At 73.8% G+C, this 18673-nt stretch carries 12 protein-coding genes; 4 read left to right on the top strand and 8 right to left on the bottom strand.

What is annotated here, in order from left to right; genetic code table 11:
* Positions 1 to 15 precede the first annotated feature (15 nt).
* The 5 genes from HHX30_RS06730 to HHX30_RS06710 all read right to left on the bottom strand — a co-directional run bounded on the left by HHX30_RS06730 (position 16) and on the right by HHX30_RS06710 (position 7599).
* Positions 16 to 1149 carry a VWA domain-containing protein gene (locus HHX30_RS06730; protein ID WP_169980460.1) on the bottom strand — a complete coding sequence of 378 codons (1134 nt, stop codon included), beginning with the start codon at positions 1147 to 1149 and terminating at the stop codon, positions 16 to 18.
* Positions 1149 to 3485, bottom strand: coding sequence for a DUF5682 family protein (locus tag HHX30_RS41380; RefSeq protein ID WP_311922145.1), 2337 nt, complete (start codon positions 3483 to 3485; stop codon positions 1149 to 1151). Before HHX30_RS41380 ends, HHX30_RS06730 begins: the two co-directional genes overlap by 1 nt.
* 397 nt (positions 3486 to 3882) lie before the next feature.
* Positions 3883 to 4950: an AAA family ATPase gene (locus tag HHX30_RS06720; protein WP_169980458.1), complete on the bottom strand. Its 1068-nt coding sequence runs from the start codon at positions 4948 to 4950 to the stop codon at positions 3883 to 3885.
* Positions 4947 to 6299 (bottom strand): DUF5691 domain-containing protein, encoded by a 1353-nt coding sequence (locus HHX30_RS06715; RefSeq protein ID WP_169980456.1) that lies wholly within the window; start codon positions 6297 to 6299, stop codon positions 4947 to 4949. Before HHX30_RS06715 ends, HHX30_RS06720 begins: the two co-directional genes overlap by 4 nt.
* A 286-nt stretch (positions 6300 to 6585) precedes the next feature.
* Positions 6586 to 7599 carry an SWIM zinc finger family protein gene (locus HHX30_RS06710; RefSeq protein WP_211591645.1) on the bottom strand — a complete coding sequence of 338 codons (1014 nt, stop codon included), beginning with the start codon at positions 7597 to 7599 and terminating at the stop codon, positions 6586 to 6588.
* Between the two features lie 146 nt (positions 7600 to 7745).
* On the opposite strand from HHX30_RS06710, the gene HHX30_RS06705 reads away from it, so the two are divergent.
* The 3 genes from HHX30_RS06705 (at position 7746) to HHX30_RS06695 (ending at position 13044) form a co-directional block, all read left to right on the top strand.
* A complete protein-coding gene (locus HHX30_RS06705) occupies positions 7746 to 8291 on the top strand; it encodes a DinB family protein (protein WP_169980454.1) in 546 nt (181 codons plus the stop codon).
* Between the two features lie 212 nt (positions 8292 to 8503).
* Positions 8504 to 11500: a helix-turn-helix transcriptional regulator gene (locus HHX30_RS42545; RefSeq protein WP_169980452.1), complete on the top strand. Its 2997-nt coding sequence runs from the start codon at positions 8504 to 8506 to the stop codon at positions 11498 to 11500.
* Between the two features lie 38 nt (positions 11501 to 11538).
* Positions 11539 to 13044: an aldehyde dehydrogenase family protein gene (locus tag HHX30_RS06695; RefSeq protein WP_169980450.1), complete on the top strand. Its 1506-nt coding sequence runs from the start codon at positions 11539 to 11541 to the stop codon at positions 13042 to 13044.
* 157 nt (positions 13045 to 13201) lie between these two features.
* Here HHX30_RS06695 and HHX30_RS06690 read toward each other — a convergent pair whose 3' ends face one another.
* The 3 genes from HHX30_RS06690 to HHX30_RS06680 form a co-directional block, all read right to left on the bottom strand.
* Complete coding sequence (locus tag HHX30_RS06690; RefSeq protein ID WP_169980448.1) at positions 13202 to 13993, bottom strand: ThuA domain-containing protein; 792 nt, start codon at positions 13991 to 13993, stop codon at positions 13202 to 13204.
* 316 nt (positions 13994 to 14309) lie between these two features.
* Positions 14310 to 17258 (bottom strand): AAA family ATPase, encoded by a 2949-nt coding sequence (locus HHX30_RS06685; protein ID WP_169980446.1) that lies wholly within the window; start codon positions 17256 to 17258, stop codon positions 14310 to 14312.
* Positions 17259 to 17271: 13 nt separating this feature from the next.
* Complete coding sequence (locus tag HHX30_RS06680) at positions 17272 to 17976, bottom strand: hypothetical protein (protein WP_169980444.1); 705 nt, start codon at positions 17974 to 17976, stop codon at positions 17272 to 17274.
* A gap of 347 nt (positions 17977 to 18323) precedes the next feature.
* Here HHX30_RS06680 and HHX30_RS06675 point away from each other — a divergent pair, with 347 nt between their 5' ends.
* Positions 18324 to 18650 (top strand): carboxymuconolactone decarboxylase family protein, encoded by a 327-nt coding sequence (locus HHX30_RS06675; protein ID WP_169980442.1) that lies wholly within the window; start codon positions 18324 to 18326, stop codon positions 18648 to 18650.
* The last annotated feature ends 23 nt before the right edge of the window (positions 18651 to 18673 follow it).

Below are 18673 nucleotides of genomic sequence, written 5' to 3'. Positions count from 1 at the left end.
TACGGACATTACAAATCACCGTCCCGGCGCGGGAATGCGACCTTGGTCGTAGGACCGGCGCTCGATCGCGGCGGCCATGAGGCCGGGAAAGGCGTCCGGTGTGCAGGCGAAGGCCGGCACGCCCATCGCGGCCAGCGCCGCCGCGTTGTCGTGGTCGTACTGCGGCGCCCCCTCGTCCGACAGCGCGAGCAGCACGATCACCTGGACTCCGGCGGCGGTCAGCGCACCGATCCGGCGCAGTGTCTCCTCCCGTGGCCCGCCCTCGTACAAATCGCTGACCAGCAGGAATATGGTGTCGGCGGGCCGGGTGATCAGCTGCTGGCAGTAGGCCACGGCCCGGTTGATGTCGGTGCCGCCGCCGAGCTGGGTGCCGAACAGCACCTCGACGGGATCGCGCAGCCGGTCGGTGAGGTCGGCGACGGCCGTGTCGAAGGCCACGAACGAGGTCTTCAGCGAACGCATCGAGGCGAGCACCGCGGCGAAGACCCCCGCGTACACCACCGAGGCGGCCATCGAGCCGCTCTGGTCGACGGCCAGCACGACCTCCCGCCGCACGGCCCGTTGCCCGCGGGCGTATCCGACCAGCCGGGACGGCACGACGGTCTTCCGCTCGGGCAGGTAGTTGCGCAGGTTGGCCCGGATCGTCCGGTCCCAGTCGACGTCGGCCGCCCTCCTCGGCCGGCTGGTCCTGGCCGAGCGGTCGAGCGCGCCGCCGACGGCCGCCAGCGTGCGCCGCGTCAGCCGCTCCTCCAGCTGCCGCACGACCGTGCGGACGACCGCTCTGGCCGACTCGCGGGCGCGCTCCGGCATGAGCCGGCCCAGTGACAGCAGCGTGCCCACCAGGTGCACGTCGGGTTCGACGGCCTCCAGCATCTCGGGCTCCAGCAGCAGCCGGGTCAGGTCGAGCCGCTCGATGGCGTCCTTCTGCATGACCCGCACGACGCTGGAGGGGAAGTACTCCCTGATGTCCCCCAGCCATCGGGCCACGCGCGGCGCGGACGCGCCAAGGCCGGCGCCGCTCCGCTCCTGCTCGTCGTAGAGGGCCGCGAGAGCGGCGTCCATGCGGGCGTCCGCTCCTTCGAGCGTCCCCTCCGCCGCGCCGCCGAGCACCAGCCGCCAGCGGCGCAGCCGCTCGTCCTCGCCGTCCATCAGGGCCTCCCGCCCGTCTCGCGCCCCAAGATCTCCCGCACGGTCCGTACGGCTCCCGCCGCCAGCCCGTCGTCGAGGTCCGCCCCCGCGTCACCGCCCGGTTCCGAGGAGCGGAGCGCGGAGCCGGAGCGGATCCGCCGGCCGATCATCCGCCGCTCGGGCGCCGGGAACGCCCCGAACGTGCGCCGCAGCAACGGCAGCGCGTCCGCGAACTCCTGGGAGGACAGGCCGGTGAGCCAGGCGTCCACGGTGGCGAGCAGGCGCGGATCGTGGACGAGCAGCAGGCCGCCCCCGGACAGGAAGCCCTCGATCCAGGCCGCCGACCGGGCCGGGGGGTTCCCCGGCGACATCGACCGGGCCATGCGCGCGGCCACGTCGTCCTCCAGGGCCTCGGCGTCGGACAGGATCCGCACGATGCGTCCGTCGAGCAGCCCCGGCAGGTCGTCGCGGCGGGCGACCGCGCCCAGCGTCGTGAGCCACCGCCTACTCGCCATCGGCGCGGCCGCCCCCGTCAACCCGGCCGCGTCCATCAACCCGCTGGCCGCGTGTACCCCGTCGACGAGCGCCGCCATCGCGCGGGCCGCGTCCTCGTCCAGTCCCGTCAGGGCGGGGGACAGCCCGGCGCAGATCCGGGCGAGCATCGACTCGGTGACGTCCGCGAGGCCCTCCGTGCCGCGCACGTCGCCGTAACGGCGGGCCCGCACGAGCGCGGGGAGCGCCGCCATGAGGTGGCGCACCTCGCCGTCGAGCGCCGCCCGGTCCTCGATCCGCGCCAGGACGTACGGAAGCGCGCCGAGGAGGTGAGCCGGCAGGCAGCGCTCGACCAGCGCGGCCAGTTCGGGCAGGCCGGCGCCGTCCGCGAGGTCACGGACGCGGGCCGTCGCCGCCGACTCGACCGTGATCCCCCACACGGCTGCCTCGATGAGCGCGACGTCGAGCTCCGGTCGCCACTCCAGCGACCAGGACTCCTTGAACGTCCCCTTGCTCCGGGCCCGCCGGGGCGTTCCCCAGGGCACGTCGAGCAGGGCGAGCCGGTGCAGCAGCCGGCTGCGGCCGAGGTCGAGCGGCCTGCGCAGGTCCAGGTCGTGCTCCCCGGTGAGGGTCTCCGGCTTCATACGCAGCCGCCGCTGCTCGTCACGCAGGTCCCGCCGCAACGGCACCATCGGCGTGGCCTCCGGCACCCGCCCGAGCCGCTCCCCCACGACCATCCGCCGCTGGACCAGCTCGACCTTCGGCTCGTCGCCGTCGCACAGGACCGCCCTGACCGCCTCGGTGACCTCCGACAGCCCGGCGAGCGGCCTGCCGCGCAGCACCGCCAGCCCCCCGGCCAGCCGTACGGCCTCGATGACGTGCGCGGAGGAGACGGGCAGGTCCTCCTCACGCAGGATCGCGGCGGCCCGGGCGAGCCAGCGCTCCACCGGCCGGTCGGGCGCCGTGAACAGGTGCTCGTACCACCCGGGCGCGGCGACGCCCGCGCCGTAGCCCGCGCCCGCGGCGAGCCGTCCGTGGGTCCACGGCACCCACGTCATCTCGACCCTGACCTTGGGCAGGCCGCGCAGCAGCCGCTCGTCCTCCGCCGCCGAGGGCGGGCGGCCGGGGCCGGCCGGCGCCCCCGCCGGCACGGCCGTGGCGGGCCCCCGGGCGCGGTGGCCGGGCGGAGTGAGCACGGGCGGGCCCAGCGCGGACAGGGTCAGCGCGGGCGGGGTCAGCGCGGGCGGGGTCAGCGCGGGCGGGGTCAGCGCGGGCAGGTGCCAGGCCCCGCAGACCACTGCGATGCGGGCGAACCCCTCCCGCGCCGCCTTCCGCAGCGTCCTGCGCATGTACGCCTCGCGCCGGGCCTCGACGCCCTCCGCGACATGCCCGTCGCGCACGGCCCGCATCGCCTCCGCGATCACGTCGAGCGTCCCGGCCTCGCCGCGGTGCTCGACCAGGTCCTCCCACCACCGCTCCGGGTCGTCGTACCCCGCCGCGCGGGCCAGTTCGCCGACGGGGTCCCGGCGTACGGGGTCGGCGTCCAGCGCGAGAGCGTGGGCGGCGGGCAGGTCGCAGAACCGCGCCTCGACGCCCGCCCCGGCCGCGTAGGCGATCGCCTGCCATTCTGGCGAGAACTCCGCGAACGGCCAGAACGCGGCCCGCGACGGCTCCCCCGGCACGTACGCCAGGAGCGCGACCGGCGGGCGCATGCCGGGGTCGGCGGCGAGCCCCAGGAGGCCGTCGGCCTCGGGCGGGCCCTCGACGAGCACCAGATCGGGCCGGATCCGGTGCAGCTCGTCCCGCACCGCCCTGGCCGATCCCGGCCCGTGGTGCCGCACCCCCAGCACCCACACCTCCGGCACGCCCCGGTCCTCGCTCGCGCCCCCGCGACCTCGGCGGGTCCCGCCATCTGGGTCAGAGGCTGGACCGAGACCCCCGCCACTCCCCCGGGCACCCCGATCACCGCCGCTCGCGGTGCCGTCGCGGTCGCCGCCCTGGGTCCCTGCGCCCGGCCCACTGCTGCGGCGAACCCGGTGCGGGCCCGGGGGCGCGACATCCCCGGCGGTCCCACTGGCACCCGAACCCGCACCGCCACTGGCACCCGCACCGCCGCTCGCGCCCGCAACGCCACGGGCAACCGAACCGGCACCCGCAGCGGCACCCGCACCGGCACCGGCACCGGCACCGGCACCGGCACCGAGGGGCACGGTGCCGCCGTCGTACGGCGCGCGCGGGCCGGACGAGGCGCCGGCGGCGATCTCAGCCGGCATCGCGGCAGGCCCGGTAGAAGTCGCGCCAGTCGTCGCGGCCGCGGACGACGGTCTCCAGGTACTCCTGCCACACCACGCGATCGGAAACCGGGTCCTGGATCACCGCCCCGACGATGCCGCCCGCGACGTCGGCCGGGCGCAGCACGCCGTCCCCGAAGTGGGCGGCGAGAACGATCCCGCTGGTGACGACCGAGATCGCCTCCGCCGTGCTGAGCGTGCCACTGGGCGACTTGACCTTGGTCCGGCCGTCGGCGGTCACCCCCGCCCGCAGCTCCCGGAAGACCGTCACCACCCGGCGGATCTCCTCCAGCCCGGTCACGGTCTCCGGCAGTTCCAGGGCACGGCCGAGCTGCGCCACGCGCCGGGCCACGATGTCGACCTCCTCCTCGGTGGTGGCCGGGACCGGCAGCACGACGGTGTTGAACCGCCTGCGCAGCGCGCTCGACAGGTCGTTGACCCCGCGGTCGCGGTCGTTGGCGGTGGCAATGACGTTGAAGCCCTTGGCCGCCTGCACCTCCTCACCCAGCTCCGGGATCGGCAGCGTCTTCTCCGACAGCAGGGTGATCAGGGCGTCCTGCACGTCGGACGGCATGCGGGTGAGCTCCTCGACCCGCGCCAGCCGTCCCTCCGCCATGGCACGCATGACCGGGCTCGGCGTCAGCGCCTGACGGGAGGGGCCCTCCGACAGCAGCCGCGCGTAGTTCCACCCGTAGCGGACGGCCTCCTCCGCCGTGCCCGCCGTGCCCTGCACGAGCAGGGTCGAGTCGCCGCTGATCGCCGCCGCGAGGTGCTCGGACAACCAGGTCTTGGCCGTGCCCGGCACGCCGAGCAGCAGCAGCGCCCTGTCGGTGGCGAGCGTCGCCACCGCGACCTCGACGATCCTGCGCGGTCCGATGTACTTGGGCGTGATCTGACCGCCGTCCCCCAGCACGTAGGTCGTCACCGCCCAGGGCGACAGCCGCCAGCCCGGCGGGCGCGGCCGGTCGTCGGTCTTCCCGAGGACGGCCAGTTCGTCGGCGAACTGGTCCTCCGCGTGCGGACGCAGAACGCTGGTCATGCAAGCTCCTCCAGCATGTCGAAGCGGAACCGCAGGATCGCGGCCAGTTCGGGGACCTCCACCACCCGCGTGTGCATCGCGGGGTCGAACCGCTCGCCGGCCAGCCGGACAAGCTCGCCGGCGTTCCACGGCTGCGTCCGCGTGGTCTCGACGATCTTCTTGAGCACGGCCTTCGCCAGCCGGAGCCCCCACGGTCGCGGCACGCCGCCCAGCATCATGACCATCTGGCCGTCCACGGGATGGCCCGCCACCAGCTCGGCCGCCCGCTGGGACTGCTCCTCCGGCGGGAGCACGGCCAGCAGGTCGGTCAGCGGCTCGGCCCCGAACAGGGCGCGGGCCCACGTCGTGTCCCGCTGCAGGATGGCGGCCCGGGTCCAGCCCATGCGGACCTCCCGCTCCCACTCGCCGATCCGGGCGCCGGCGATCTCGTCCGGCGGCATGCCGAGATGACCCGGCCAGAACGACAGCGGCGTGTGCGCCACCACCTGCTGCAGCCACCAGCCCCGCGTCTCCATGCCGGCGGGCGGCCGCGCCCTGACGCCATCGCGCTCCATCGCGGCGTCGCAGGCCGCCGGCGGCTCCGCCCGCACCCCGGCGCCCCTCCTGGTCACGAACCGGCGCACCCGCGCGGTCATGCGGCGGGCCAGCCGCGACTCCGGCAGGCGGGTGAGGAGGTCGGCGGCGGCCTGCCGCACCTCGCGGCGCCGATCGTCCAGCACCGCCTCCAGGAACGGCTCGTCGGCCATGCCGAGTCCGTCGGCGAGGATCGTCACGAAGACGGTCCGGTCCTCGGGCGTCTCCGCGCCCCAGCCCCGTGCCAGCAGGTCCCTGGCGGCGGCGGGGTCGCGGCGGCGCAGCGCGGCCAGGAAGGCCCGCCTGTCCCCGCTCGTGCCGAGTTGCCACACCTCGTCCGGGGGGACGTGCGCGGGCTCGGCCAGCAGGTACGCCCAGGCGGAGTTGAGACCGGCGAGCCACCGGCCCCGGGCTCCGGTGACCGCCCCCAGGTACGCGCGGATCGACCGGTCCCGCGCCCCGAGGTCGAGCAGCCCGGGGATCAGCTCGGCCGGGACCCGCACCCGCCGCGCGGCGGCCGTCTCCAGCCACTCGGTGAGCAGTCTGCCCTGCTCGCCGCCGAGCATCCGGGCCAGCCGGTCCGCCGCGGCGCCGGGCACGAGCGGCAGCGTCTCCGCCGCCGCGGGGGCCGGCGGACCGCCCCTGCCCGGCCGCCGCCCCGCGCGCGTCCTCACCACCTGCTCGGCCGCCTGCTCCAGCAGACTCTCGGGCGGGACGCCGCGGCGATCGGCGCCCACCAGCGCGGCGGACACCAGCTCCTCCCACGGAACGGTCATCGGGCGGCCCTCCTCCGCGTGGCGGCCGCCTTCGCCCGCCGTCGTACGCCGAGGCCGGCCGCTCCGGCGCGAAGGCGGCGTGCGCGGCCGGGGCGAGCCGCAGGACCAGATCGCCGGGAGGGTGCCGCGCGACGCGCCGTGGGCACGGCCGGGCGACCGGCAGGCGCGAGCGCGCGCGGCACGGCGGCAAACGGGCACGGCGCGGGCACGCCCAGACGCGACACGGCGGCAAACGGGCACGGCACGGGCACGCCCAGACGCGACACGACGACAACCCGAACCGGTGTCATAACCGCACCACCCCACCCTCTTCGTCCCATGTGGTGAGCGGGAGCAGCCCGCGCGGCGTCCACTCGGCGGCGACCGTCACCGGCCGTCCGCCGGAGACGGCCAGCAGCCGCCACGGGACGCCCGCGGACGGATGCAGCGGCAGCGCGTTCCCCTCCTCGTCGGCGAGGCCGTCCAGGCAGGGGACGACGCCGGCGAGCACCAGCGGCCACGAATCGGCCCAGGGGTCGGCCGTGAGCACCTCCGCGATCAGCGCGGGCACCAGGGAGACCGTCGTCCCCGGCGGCGGTCCCGCGTCGGCGAGGCCGTACCGCTCGGCTACGAGGGCCCGCAACGGCGACGCCCCCGGGTAGAACGCCAGATCGGCGTCGATCGTCGTGCCCAGGGCGAGTGACGCGTCCGGCGGCTGCCCGGCCGGCGTGAACGACAGCACCATCGCCGCACGGCCCGTCGTACGGCCCGCGAGCCACACGCGCCGGGCGACCAGCCGCTCCTGCTCCTCGTCCCGGCTGCCGACGACGTCCCAGTGGTCCCGAACGGCCGCGGTGGCCAGGACGGACTCCCGGGTGACGGGGAAGCCGACCCGCGCCCGCACGGTCTGCCGCAGCGGCTCGGGCAGCGCGGCGGCGCGGCGGTGCGCGACCGCGAGCAGATGGAGCAGCGCGTACTCCCCGAGGAGAAGGCCCGGCCAGTCTTCCGCGTGCAACACCCGTGAGAGCCGGGCGACGGTCCCCGCCACGCCGGGCGCCTGCGCGTCGACCAGCCGCCTGGCGAGGTCGTCCCAGTCCGCGAGGCCCGTCTGGCGGGCCTGCGCGATCCCCTGCGCGACCTGGTCGGCCAGCCACCGCTCCAGCTCCGACAGGCCCGCCGCGACCCTGCCCTCCCGCTGCTCGGCCTGCGCGCGCCTGGCCGCCGCCCGGCCACCGGCGTCGGTGCCGGCGATGGCACGGTCGCGGCCCGGCTCGGCGTCACCCGTGCCCCGGGTCGCGACCTGGCCCCACCGTTTCGTCACCCGCCGCACAGTAGCCACGCGGTCCGACAAAAACGCGGGCCGGCGAAACGCGCTCCGGCAGTGCCGGGATCGGCGGCCAACAGCCGGCGCCGCGGCCGGAAGCACGCCGGGAGGAGTTGTCGGTGCCGTATGGCAGGGTCGCGGCCATGAGCGAGCTCCCCGAGGCGAACTACTCGAAGAAGTGGGACGACGATTCCCGGCCGGTCCTCCCCCTCGTCGGCGACGAGCGGGAGATGCTGACGGCTTTCCTGGACTGGCACCGCGTGACGTTCGCGCTCAAGTGCTCGGGCATCCCCAAGGAGCGTCTGTCGGAGAAGGGGGTGTCGCCGTCGGGGCTCAGCCTCCACGGAATCCTCCGGCACCTCGGGGGTGTCGAGCGGTGGTGGTTCCGCATCCAGTTCGCCGGTGAGGACGTCCCGCTCCTCTACTACTCGGACGACGACCCCGACCAGGACTTCGGGGATCTGGACGGGGACGTCGACGAGGCGTTCGCCGTGTGGCGGGCCGAGTGCGAGCGCTCCCGCGAGATCGTGGCCGCCGCCCGCTCGCTGGACCAGACCGGCGTGCACCGCGCCACCGGACAGCCCGTCTCGCTGCGCCGGATCCTGGTCGCCATGATCGCCGAGTACGCACGCCACAACGGGCACGCCGACCTGCTCCGCGAGCGGATCGACGGCGCCACCGGCCAGTGAGGACACGATCCCGCCGGACCCCGGCCCGACTCCCCGGACGCGCGTGACGACGGCACGCAGACCGCTGTGTCCGGGGCCCGTCGTGCCCGGACGGCACAACGGGTTCTCGCCCCCGGTGGAACGGGAGCCCATGTCGTCCGCATCTGGTGTGACCGGTGGGCGCCGATGCCGCCGTCGTGGTTCTGTCAGGGCTGCGTGCCATACTCACCTGCGTGGTTGCACGTACGCCGCGAAAGGTGCTGATCGGGCGTTCTGCCGAGCTCGACCAGCTCGCGGGTGTGCTCGGCGCCGCCGCGGCCGGGCTCGCGGGGGTCGCCCTGGTGGGCGGCGACGCGGGGATCGGCAAGACCCGGATCGTCACCGAGCTGTGCGACCTCGCGCAGCGGCGGGGGTTCGTGACGCTCGTCGGCCAGTGCGCCGAGCTCGGCGACGCCCTGCCGTACCTGCCGCTGGCGGACGCCCTGCGCGGCGCCGCGGCCGATCCCGGCGGGCCGGTCGCTCCGGCCGTCGCGGCCCGTCCCGCGCTGCGTCGCCTGCTGCCCGGCGACGAGGCGGGACCGACGGAGTCCACCACCGGCGGGCTCGCCCAGCAGCGCCTGTTCGGATCGGTGCTCGACATGCTGTCGGAGGTGGCCGGGCGGCAGCCGGTCCTGTTCGTGTTCGAGGACCTGCACTGGGCCGATCGCTCGACCCGTGACCTGCTGGTCTTCCTCACCCGCATGCTGCAGCGCGAGCGGGTCTGCCTCGTCGGCACCTACCGTACGGACGACCTGCACCGGCGTCACCCGCTGCGCCCCGTCCTGGCCGAGCTGCGCCGGCTGCCGCTGGTCACCTCCGTGGAGCTGCCGCCGCTGGGCGACGACGAGATGGCGGAGTATCTCGCCGTCCTCGACCGGGACGGCGAGGCCGCCGCGGGACCGATGGCGGGACACGGTCTGAGGACCGTGATCGAGCGTGCCGGGGGCAACCCGTTCTTCGCGGAGGAGCTGCTGGCGGCGGGCGCGGAACGGGCCCGGCTGCCCGGGACGCTCGCCGACCTGCTGCTGGCCCGGGTGGAGACCCTGTCGGACACCGCCCGCCAGGTGCTGCGCGTCGCCGCGGTGGCCGGTCGCCGCGTCGGCCACGACCTGCTGCGCGACGCGACCGGGCTGGGCGACCTGCCGCTGGAGGACGCGCTGCGCGAGATCGTCTCGCGGCGGCTGCTCACGGCGGGCAGCGACGGGTACGCGTTCCGGCACGCGCTCCTGCAGGAGGCCGTCTACGACGACCTGCTGCCGGGCGAGCGGACCCGGCTGCACACCACGTTCGCCACACTGCTCGCCGAACGCGGCGGCTCCCCCGCCGAACTGGCCCATCACCATCTCGCCGGGCACGACCTGCCGGGCGCGCTGCGGGCGTCGGTGGAGGCCGGCCGGCTGGCCGCCGGGCTCGGCGCGCCGGCGGAGGCGCACCGGCACTTCGAACGGGTGCTGGAGGTCTGGGACCAGGTGCCGGAGGCCGACCGGCTGGCCGGGGAGAGCCGGGCGAGGATCGCGCTGGCCAGCGCCGCCGCGGCGGCCGCGGGCGGCGACTACCACCGGGCGGCGGAGCAGTTGCGGCGGCTGCGGCGCGAGGCGAGCGACCCGGTTCTGATCGCCGAGACCGGCGAGCGGCTGTCCTACTGTCTGGCGGACGCGGGCGGCGACGAGGCCGAGGCGATCACCGTGGCCCGGGAGGCCGTGGACATCGCGCCGCACAGCCCACTGCTGGCCAGGGCCCTGGCCACCTACGCCCGCGCCCTGTTCCGGGAGTACCGCTACGACGAGGGGGCCGCGACGGCGTCCAGGGCGCTGGAGGTGGCACAGGCGACCGGCGCACACGACGCGGAGGCCAGTGCCCTCGTCACGCTCGCCCTGATCGAGGAGGAGTCGGCGAGCGGCGTCGAGCACACCGTCGACCTGCTCACACGCGCCACCCGCCGGCCTTCGGGCGACCTGTCCATCGACCTGCGGGCGCGCTTCAACCTCGCCCGCATCCACTACGAGAACGGCGCCCTCGCCGTGGCCGCCCGCATCACCGAGGACGGCGTACGGCTGGCCGGCGAGACCGGGCTCGCCTGGAGCACGTACGGCACCGACCTGCGTTTCCTGCACTACCTCGTGCACTACGCGGACGGCGACTGGGAGACGGCCGAACGGCTGGCCGGAGGGTTCGGCGTCCGGGTCGGCACCCTGGCGGAGGCCCGGCTGTCCTCGTTCGCCCTCTTCGTGGAGGTGGGCCGGGGACGCCCGGGCGCCGACGAGAGGCTGCGGTGGCTGACCCGGTTCTGGTCCGACGAACTGGTCGGCTACATGGCGCGCGGCATGGCGGCCGAGCAGGCCCTGTGGCGCGGCGACCCCCAGGCCGCGCTCGACCACGCCGGCGCGGTCATCGCCACGCTCGAGCCGTTCGATCCCGGGGTGATCCGCATCGCGGCCACCGGCCTGTGGGCGCTGGCCGACCTCGGCCGGACCGGCGAGCCCTGCGACGACCTGCTGCGCCGGGCGCGGTGGGCGGCGGAGAACGGGCCGAACGGCCCGCGCGCCCGGCTGGGGCCGGAGGGCGGTGCCTGGCTGGCCCGGGCGGAGGCCGAGTGGCACCGCGCCCACGGCACGGCGGACCCGGAGGTCTGGCGGCGCGCCACCGACGCCTTCGGCTTCGGCTTCGTGTACGAGGAGGCGCGGTCGCGGTGGCGGCTGGCCGAGAGCCTGCTGCGGGCGGGCGACCGCGCGGCGGCCCGCGCCGAGTGGGACCACGCTGTGCGCGTCGCCGCCACGCTCGGAGCCAAACCCTTCCTGGAGACGCTCAGGTCGGTCGGGGCGCGGGCGGGGTTCCCCGACCCCACCGCCACCGCCACCGGCACGACGGCCGCCACGACCGACGGCCCGCCGACCCCCGCGCCGGGCCTGCCCGCCGCGGACGACGGGACCTCGGCACCGGCCGCCACCACGGGCCGGGAACCGGGACGGCTGGCCGCGCTCACCGCGCGCGAGCGCGAGGTGCTGGCCCACGTCGCGGACGGCCTGGCCAACCGGGAGATCGGCGAGCGGCTGTTCATCTCCCAGAAGACGGTCAGCGTGCACGTCTCCAACATCCTGGCCAAGCTCGGCGTGACCAGCCGCACCCAGGCCGCCGCGGTCGCCCTGCAGGAGGGCCTGTCGCCGGGCACCGCGCGTGGAAATACTGTGTAATCGAGGCTCGGCACCAGCAACACTTCCGGAGGTCAGCGGTGGCTCGGCAGATCGTTTCCGTCGTCGCGGGTGAGGAGCTCTCTTCGGGCACGCCGTACGAGTCGGTGAACCCGGCGCGGCCCGCAGAGACCGTGGCGACCGTCCTGCTCGCGGACGCGGACGGCTTCGCCGGCGCGTGCCGCGCCGCGGCGGCGGCCCAGCGGGAGTGGGCACGCGTCCCCGCCCCCGTGCGCGGACGGGTGATCGCCTCGATCGGCCGCCTGGTCGAGGCCAACACCGAGGCGCTGGCCCGGCTGGTGACCGAGGAGATCGGCAAGCCGTACGCCGAGGCGCTGGGCGAGGTCCGCGAGATCGTCGACACCTGCGACTTCTTCCTGGGCGAGGGCCGCCGCCTCTACGGGCAGACCGTGCCGTCGGAGATGCCCGACAAGAGCCTGTTCACCTTCCGGGTGCCCGTCGGCGTGGCGGCGGTCGTGACGGCCGGCAACTTCCCGGTGGCCGTGCCCTCGTGGTATCTGGTTCCGGCGCTGCTGTGCGGCAACGCGGTGGTGTGGAAGCCCGCGGAGTACGCCGCGGCGTCCGCGCACGCGCTCTACCGGCTGTTCGCGGCGGCCGGCCTCCCCGACGGCGTGCTCAACCTCGTCTTCGCCGGCGGCGACCAGACGTACGCGGGTCTCGACCGCGCGCTCGGCGAGGGCACCGTGCACAAGGTCGGCTTCACCGGGTCGAGCGCGGTCGGCCGAGCCGTCGGCGAGCTGTGCGGCCGGCACCTGCAGTCGCCCTGCCTGGAGCTCGGCGGCAAGAACCCGATGGTCGTGATGCCGGACGCCGACCTCGACCTCGCGGCCGAGGGCGCGTTGTTCTCCGGGTTCGGCACCGCCGGGCAGCGGTGCACCTCCCTCGGCACGGTCATCGTCCACGAGGACGTGCACGACGAGTTCCTGCGCCGGTTCGCCGCCGCCGTGCGCGACGCGAAGATCGGCGACCCGAACGGCGACGTCCTGTACGGCCCGCTGCTCGACCACAGGTTCGCCGAGCGGTACGAGGACTACCTGGGCTGGATCCAGCCGCACCACACCGTGCTGCCCGGCCCGGTCGGGCGGATGGACGGCGACGGCCTCTACTACCACCCGGTGGTCGTGGACGGCGTCCGCCCGGACGACCGGCTGTTCCTGGAGGAGACGTTCGGCCCGATCGTGGGCGTGACGACGTTCTCCACCCTCGACGAGGCGATCGACCTGGCCAACCGGCCGGGATACGGCCTGTCGTCGTCCATCTACACCACCGACCCGAAGGCGGTGTTCCGCTTCCGCGAGGGCGTGTCGGCCGGGATGGTCAGCGTCAACAACTCCACCTCCGGCGCGGAGGCCCATCTGCCGTTCGGCGGGAACGGCAAGTCGGGCAACGGCAGCAGGCAGAGCGGCATGTGGGTGCTCGACCAGTTCACCCGCTGGCAGGCGATGAACTGGGACTACTCGGGCCGCCTGCAGAAGGCCCAGATGGACGTGGCGGAGATCACGCCGGATCTGGACTTCCGGCTCTGACGCCGGGGGACCGCCGCGCGGGATTCGACGGCCCCGTGGTCCCGGCACGCGCGGGCACGCCGCCCGATGAACGCATCGGACGGCGTGCCTCGGTCACCGGAGGATCGGCTCCGGCAGCGGGGGTCGCGTCACGTGCCCGGACGTTCCCCGCTCACCCTCAGTCGCCGTGGGGGTCGCAGGGGAAGCTCGCCGCTCCGGCGGCCATCTTGATGCCGCCCAGCAGGTGCTTCAGGAACAGCGGGTCGCTGAAGGACTCCTTGGTGTGGCCCATGCCCGTGTACCAGGAGCGCCCGCCGTCGTACCTGTGGCACCAGGCGATCGGGTGGTCGCCCATGGCGCCGGAGCCGGGGTTGTAGGATGTCTCGTCGAGTTCGGCGAGCACGCGCACTCCGGCGTCCCGGGGGTTGCCGCGGAAGTTGTACCACTCGTCCCAGCGGTTCCAGCGGTTCGGCAGCCCGCGGTTGGACGCCGCGCCCTGGCCCACCATCTTTACCGTGGCGTTCTGCTGCGCCGGATGGTTGCGGAAGTAGGAGCCGACGAGGCCGCCGTACCAGCTCCAGGTGTAGCCCGAGTCGGAGGCGGCGTGCACGCCGGCGAATCCTCCGCCGTTGCGGATGTAGCGCTCGAACGCCGCCTTCTGCTCGGGCTGGTTCACCGGGTCGCCGGTGGTGGACAGGAAGACGACGGCCTGGTACTTGGCGAGGTTCGCGTCGGTGAACGCGTTCGCGTCCTCCGTCGCGTCCACCGCGAAGCCGTTCTCCTCGCCGAGCTTCTGGATCGCCGCGACACCGGCGGGGATCGAGTCGTGCCGGAAAGCGGCGGTCTTGGAGAAGACGAGCACGCGGAACGCGGAATCGTCCGCGGGAGCCGCGAGCGCGCTGGTGCCGGCGAAGGCCGGCGCGACGATCGCGGACAGCGCCGCCAGAGCGAGCAGTCGCTTACGTGACATGGTGACAGTCCTCCATCTCGTACGTCACGGAACCACGGGCCCACTGGGGGGTGGTGGGCCCGCGGTTCCGTGACGGAAGGCAGGGGCCAGCACCGCCGAAACGGTCTTCATGGCCTCAAGTGGGCGCCAAATTACCTTCTTTAGTCAACATATGGAAGAAGTTGCAGACAAGTTTCAAGAACTTTCGCTTGCGGTAGGACAAAGTCGTGACGGCATCAGAGCATTCGCCCGACGGGCCGCGGCAACGCGCTTCACCAGGCCGGGAACACGCCGATCCCCGGCGGGCTGTGGCCCCACCGGGGATCGGATCGGTGACCTACGCCTCCGGCCCTCGGCGGCCGTCGTAGCCGAGCAGCCGCATCGCGACCTCGGGGTCCATGGCCGCCGCGAGCAGCTGGGCCCGGTCCGCCGCCCGGTCCCTGGCCTCCTCGGCCCGCCGCCGCCCCGCCTGATGGGAGCGGACCAGCAGGACCGCGACCGCGATGCCGCCGATCACCGCCACCAGCGCGACGGCCAGCAGCACGGCCGTGCCGGCGGGCACGCCGCCGACCGCGGCCGCCCCTGCGGCTCCCTGCGGCGGGGCGAGGAGCAGCGCCCCCAGCAGCACGAACAGCACCACCGCCACGACGACTCCGACGACCGCCCACAGCGCGCCGTTCGACCGGCGGGCCGTCGCGGCGGGCGGCGTGTCGAACAGCGCCCCCGAGGGGAGCGGCGGCGGCGTGCCGTTCCACGGCACGAAGTCCGGCGCCGCCGGCTGGGCCGCCGGGACGTGCCCGTTGCCGCCGGCCACGCCGTTCGGCGGAGGGGCGACCAGCACCGGCGCGGCGCCCCCGGAGGACGCCACGACCGACGCCTCGATCACCCGCGTCCGCGGCAGCGGAAGCTCGACCGGGACCTCGCTGTGCGCCTTGTGGGCCGCCACCGCGGCCGTGTGGTACGCCTCGATCTCCTCGTAGAACTCGTCGGAGGTGTAGACGATGCCGTCGATCAGCGGGCCCATCCTGCCCTCGATGACCGCGACCACGTCGTCGCCGTTGAGCGTCTTGTGCTGTTCCAGGGCGTGCGCGACCGACAGCACCTCGCGGCGGTTTTCCCGCAGCAGCTCGGCCGTCTTCTCCAGCAGCCGGCTGAGGTTGAACTCGATCCGCTCGGGGAGCATGTCGGGCACCATCTCGTCGCGCCGTCCCGCAGGCGTGCCGGTGAAGCCGATGCCGCCGCCCCCGGGCTGCGGCTGGGCCGCCTTGCCCTCGCGCAGGCCGAGCTCCTGCAGCGCGGGCAGCGAGGCGACCCCGATGCCCATGCCCCAGTGGGCCTCCATCAGGCCGGTGATCGCGGTCGCGCTCTGCAGGTCGCCGGAGACGCCGGAGGAGTTGTCCTCGCCGAAGAACATCCGCTCCCCCGCCAGCGAGGCGAGCGACACCATGATGTCGGCCTCGTACTCCGACTTCCACCGGGTGAACTGGTCCTCCGGCTTGATGCTGGCCACCATGCCGAGATAGTCGGCGCCCTTCTCGATCGTCGCCAGGTCGATCTCCAGGTGGTGGCGGGTGCGGTAGGCGGCGACCGCGTGGCACGCCTCGTGCACCGCGACAGCGTGCCGTTCGCGCTCGATGTACTCGACGTCCTCGGGCGGCCCGAGCTGCTTGAGCCGCTTGGCCCGCATGACGTCCGACCAGGTGATGGTCTCCCGGCCGTCCCGGATCGCGGTGATCAGCGACTCGTTGACGAGGTCCTTGATCGTCGCACCGGTGGCGTACGGCGTGATCGTCGCGAGCTTGTCGATCTGCTCGTCGGTGAGGTCGTGGCTGACCTTGTCGAAGTAGCCCCTGTAGGTACGGATCCGGCCCGCCTTCGAGGGGTAGCCGACCTTGTAAATGCGGTCGATGCGGCCCGGCCGCAGCAGCGCCTCGTCCAGGGCCTCGGGCAGGTTGGTGGCCATCATGATGAGAATGCGGTACTTCGGCGGCGGCTTGGGCCGCATGCCGAGCAGCCTGCGCACGTAACGGTTGACGAAGCCGCGCGGTTTCTTCAGACCGCTGATCTCGGTGAGCAGCGCCTCCAGCGTGCCCATCCCGCCACCGCCGCCCATGCCCCCGCCGTACATCAGGCGGTTGACGAAGGCGCCGGTGCGCGGCATCCGCGCGGGCTCGGCCTCGGGCGCCGGGCCCGTGGCGTGGCGGCCGAGCACGGTGCGCGTGTGCGGGTCGAGGTAGGCGAAGCCGTTGCACCCCGAGTTCTCGAACGGCGCGGGCACGGAGCGGCCCCAGCCGCCCGGACCGCCCTGCGCGAGCGCGCCGCGGTTGCCGAGCGAGTCGGCCTCGTCGAAGAAGACGATGACGCCGCCGTACCGCAGGGCCAGCTTGCGCAGCTTGCGGAACAGCGACTTCACCTTGAGGACGCCGACGCCGAAGAACATGTTGATGAACGCGCCCGGGTCCACGAACACGTACGGCTTGCCGGTGGAGCCCGCGACCGCCTCGGCCATCAGCGTCTTGCCGGTGCCGGGCGGGCCCCACAGCAGGATGCCGCTGGGCACGTAGCCGCCCCTGGCCTCGATCTCGTCCGGCTTCTCCAGGAAGACGATGTTCTCCTTGACCCGCTCGACGACGTGGTCCTGGCCCCAGACGTCCGAGAAACGCGTCTTGATGTCGTCGGGGTAGTAGACGTCGACGCCGCCCCGCGACAGGAACCAGAAGATCGCCACGAACTGCCCCACGGCGACCACCATGATCAGCATGAGCTGCAGGACCATGGGAAGGAAGCCCCACACGGTGGCCGGTACGGCGAACAGCGCCTCGAGCGGCGAGACCTGCTGCACCTTGCCCAGCACCAGCGCGATGACCGCGATCCAGACGAACCACTTGATCGCGCGGGAGATGCGGTAGCGGTTCCAGTCGCTGAACCTGCGGTGGGTCCAGCGGTTCCAGCCGCCGAAGACCTTGCGGGTCCAGAACCGGTGGTAGCCGGCCGACCGCTCGCTGATCAGGAAGTGGATCTGCCGGAGCACCTCGACGCCCGCCAGCCACAGGACCCAGGAGGCGTTCGCCACCGTACGGACGACCGCGTCGTACAGCGAGATGATCCCGGGGAACGTCGCGATCTCGTTCCACACCAGTACGCCGAACGCGACGGCGAGCAGGATCAGGAACTTGGTCCGGTCCCACATCGGGAGGCGTTTCCTGGTGAGGGGGTCGCGGTCCACCGGACCCGACCCCGGTTCGCGAAGCCCCTCGTGGTGCTTCGGAGGGAGGGCCGTGCTCATGTGAGGGGCTCCTTCACGGATTGATGAGGTGCTTGACCTTGAAGGACTTGACGACGGTGTCGATCTCGGCGGCCCGCTGGCGGTAGCACGCGGGCGAGCAGCGGATCAGGAGAGTGGAGACCGTCGTCCCGTCGGCGGACAGGTAGGCGGTCTCGTCGAAGGTCTGCACCGGGCCCCCCAGCAGCCGGTAGTTGAACACGCTGCGCACCCCGCGCACGCCGTCCGATACGGGCAAGACCTCGTCGGCCAGCAACTCGAAGCCCTTGTAGGCCGTGGCCTCCTCCATCTTCTTGCGCGTTTCCTGCGGCACGGCCACGTAGAGCCCGGCGGAGTTGCGGAGCTGGTTGAGCGACACCGCGTTCTGCGCGTCCTCCGTGAGCTTCTCCACTTTGACGAAGACGAACGGCTGGTCGTCGGCTCCGGGCGACCCCTGCAGCAGATGCCCCGCGGCCGGCTGCGAGTGGGCGTCGAACGCCGTCGTCCACACCAGCTGTTTCTGCACCTGCGCGGCGGCCGACTCCGTCTCGCCGTAGACCGCCTCGTCGAGCGTCTTCTGGTCGATCTGCCGCCACGACGCCGGGACCTTGAAATAGGTGCCGCCCGAGTCGTCGCGGACGTACGTGTATTCGGGGCCGGCACAGCCGGACAGCAAGGAGGCGGCCATCGCCGCCCCCACGACCGTGCCCACCGCCCCGGCCCTTACCCGCGGTTTTTCCACCAGGGCCCAACCTCCGCTTTTGCGGGTCTACGAGGTAGTAGTGCCCGTTTTCCACCTGTACATCTCACGGTAAGTCGGCGACGCGCCATAAAACTAGACCGAATCTTTTCCGAATTCTGATTCCTCTCGTTACATGGAGGTAACGCGACTGCCGGTCGCCCGCGGCACCGGACCGGCGGCGGCGACGGACTCCTGCTTTCTGGCGATACCCAGCGGACGACCACCGGAAGCGCACGCGGCACGTCGAACAGCCGTGCCGGATGGGCCGGCGATGTAACGCCTGACTGCCTCGAACACGACAACTTGATGCATGACGTCAGGAATCGCCGTGGGAGGGGCTGGAGGACATGAAGCAGGTCTACGAAGAGGACGGCACCGGCGAGGGGCCGGACGGCTTCTTCGGTTCGACGGCGGAGCGCATGTTCTCCGAGGTGTGGTCCCGGCAGGTCCTCACGGTCAGGGAACGGCGGTTGCTGCTGCTCGGCCTGCTCGTCGGCCAGGACATGGACGACATGCTCGCACTGCATCTCGACACCGCCCTGCGCTCGGGCGAACTGACCCCGGCCGAGCTGCGCGAGACGGTCGTGTTCCTCACCCTGTACGCCGGGTGGCCCCGCGCCGCCCGCCTGAGCGCGCAGGTCGAGGAGCTGATCCGCCGCACCGCCGAGCTGTGACCCCGCTACGGAGCCGGACGAGT

This window comes from Microbispora sp. H10836 (assembly GCF_012999525.1).
Classification (GTDB): domain Bacteria; phylum Actinomycetota; class Actinomycetes; order Streptosporangiales; family Streptosporangiaceae; genus Microbispora.
The sequence above is the reverse complement of the archived record's forward strand: the minus strand, read 5'-3'. Positions and strand labels throughout refer to the sequence as shown.

What these genes read in the sequence shown, in the direction of transcription:
- HHX30_RS06730 (WP_169980460.1), bottom strand. Translation starts at nt 1,149, where the DNA reads ATGGACGGCGAGGACGAGCGGCTGCGCCGCTGGCGGCTGGTGCTCGGC.
- HHX30_RS06720 (WP_169980458.1), bottom strand. Translation starts at nt 4,950, where the DNA reads ATGACCAGCGTTCTGCGTCCGCACGCGGAGGACCAGTTCGCCGACGAA.
- HHX30_RS06715 (WP_169980456.1), bottom strand. Translation starts at nt 6,299, where the DNA reads ATGACCGTTCCGTGGGAGGAGCTGGTGTCCGCCGCGCTGGTGGGCGCC.
- HHX30_RS06705 (WP_169980454.1), top strand. Translation starts at nt 7,746, where the DNA reads ATGAGCGAGCTCCCCGAGGCGAACTACTCGAAGAAGTGGGACGACGAT.
- HHX30_RS06690 (WP_169980448.1), bottom strand. Translation starts at nt 13,993, where the DNA reads ATGTCACGTAAGCGACTGCTCGCTCTGGCGGCGCTGTCCGCGATCGTC.
- HHX30_RS06685 (WP_169980446.1), bottom strand. Translation starts at nt 17,258, where the DNA reads ATGAGCACGGCCCTCCCTCCGAAGCACCACGAGGGGCTTCGCGAACCG.
- HHX30_RS06675 (WP_169980442.1), top strand. Translation starts at nt 18,324, where the DNA reads ATGAAGCAGGTCTACGAAGAGGACGGCACCGGCGAGGGGCCGGACGGC.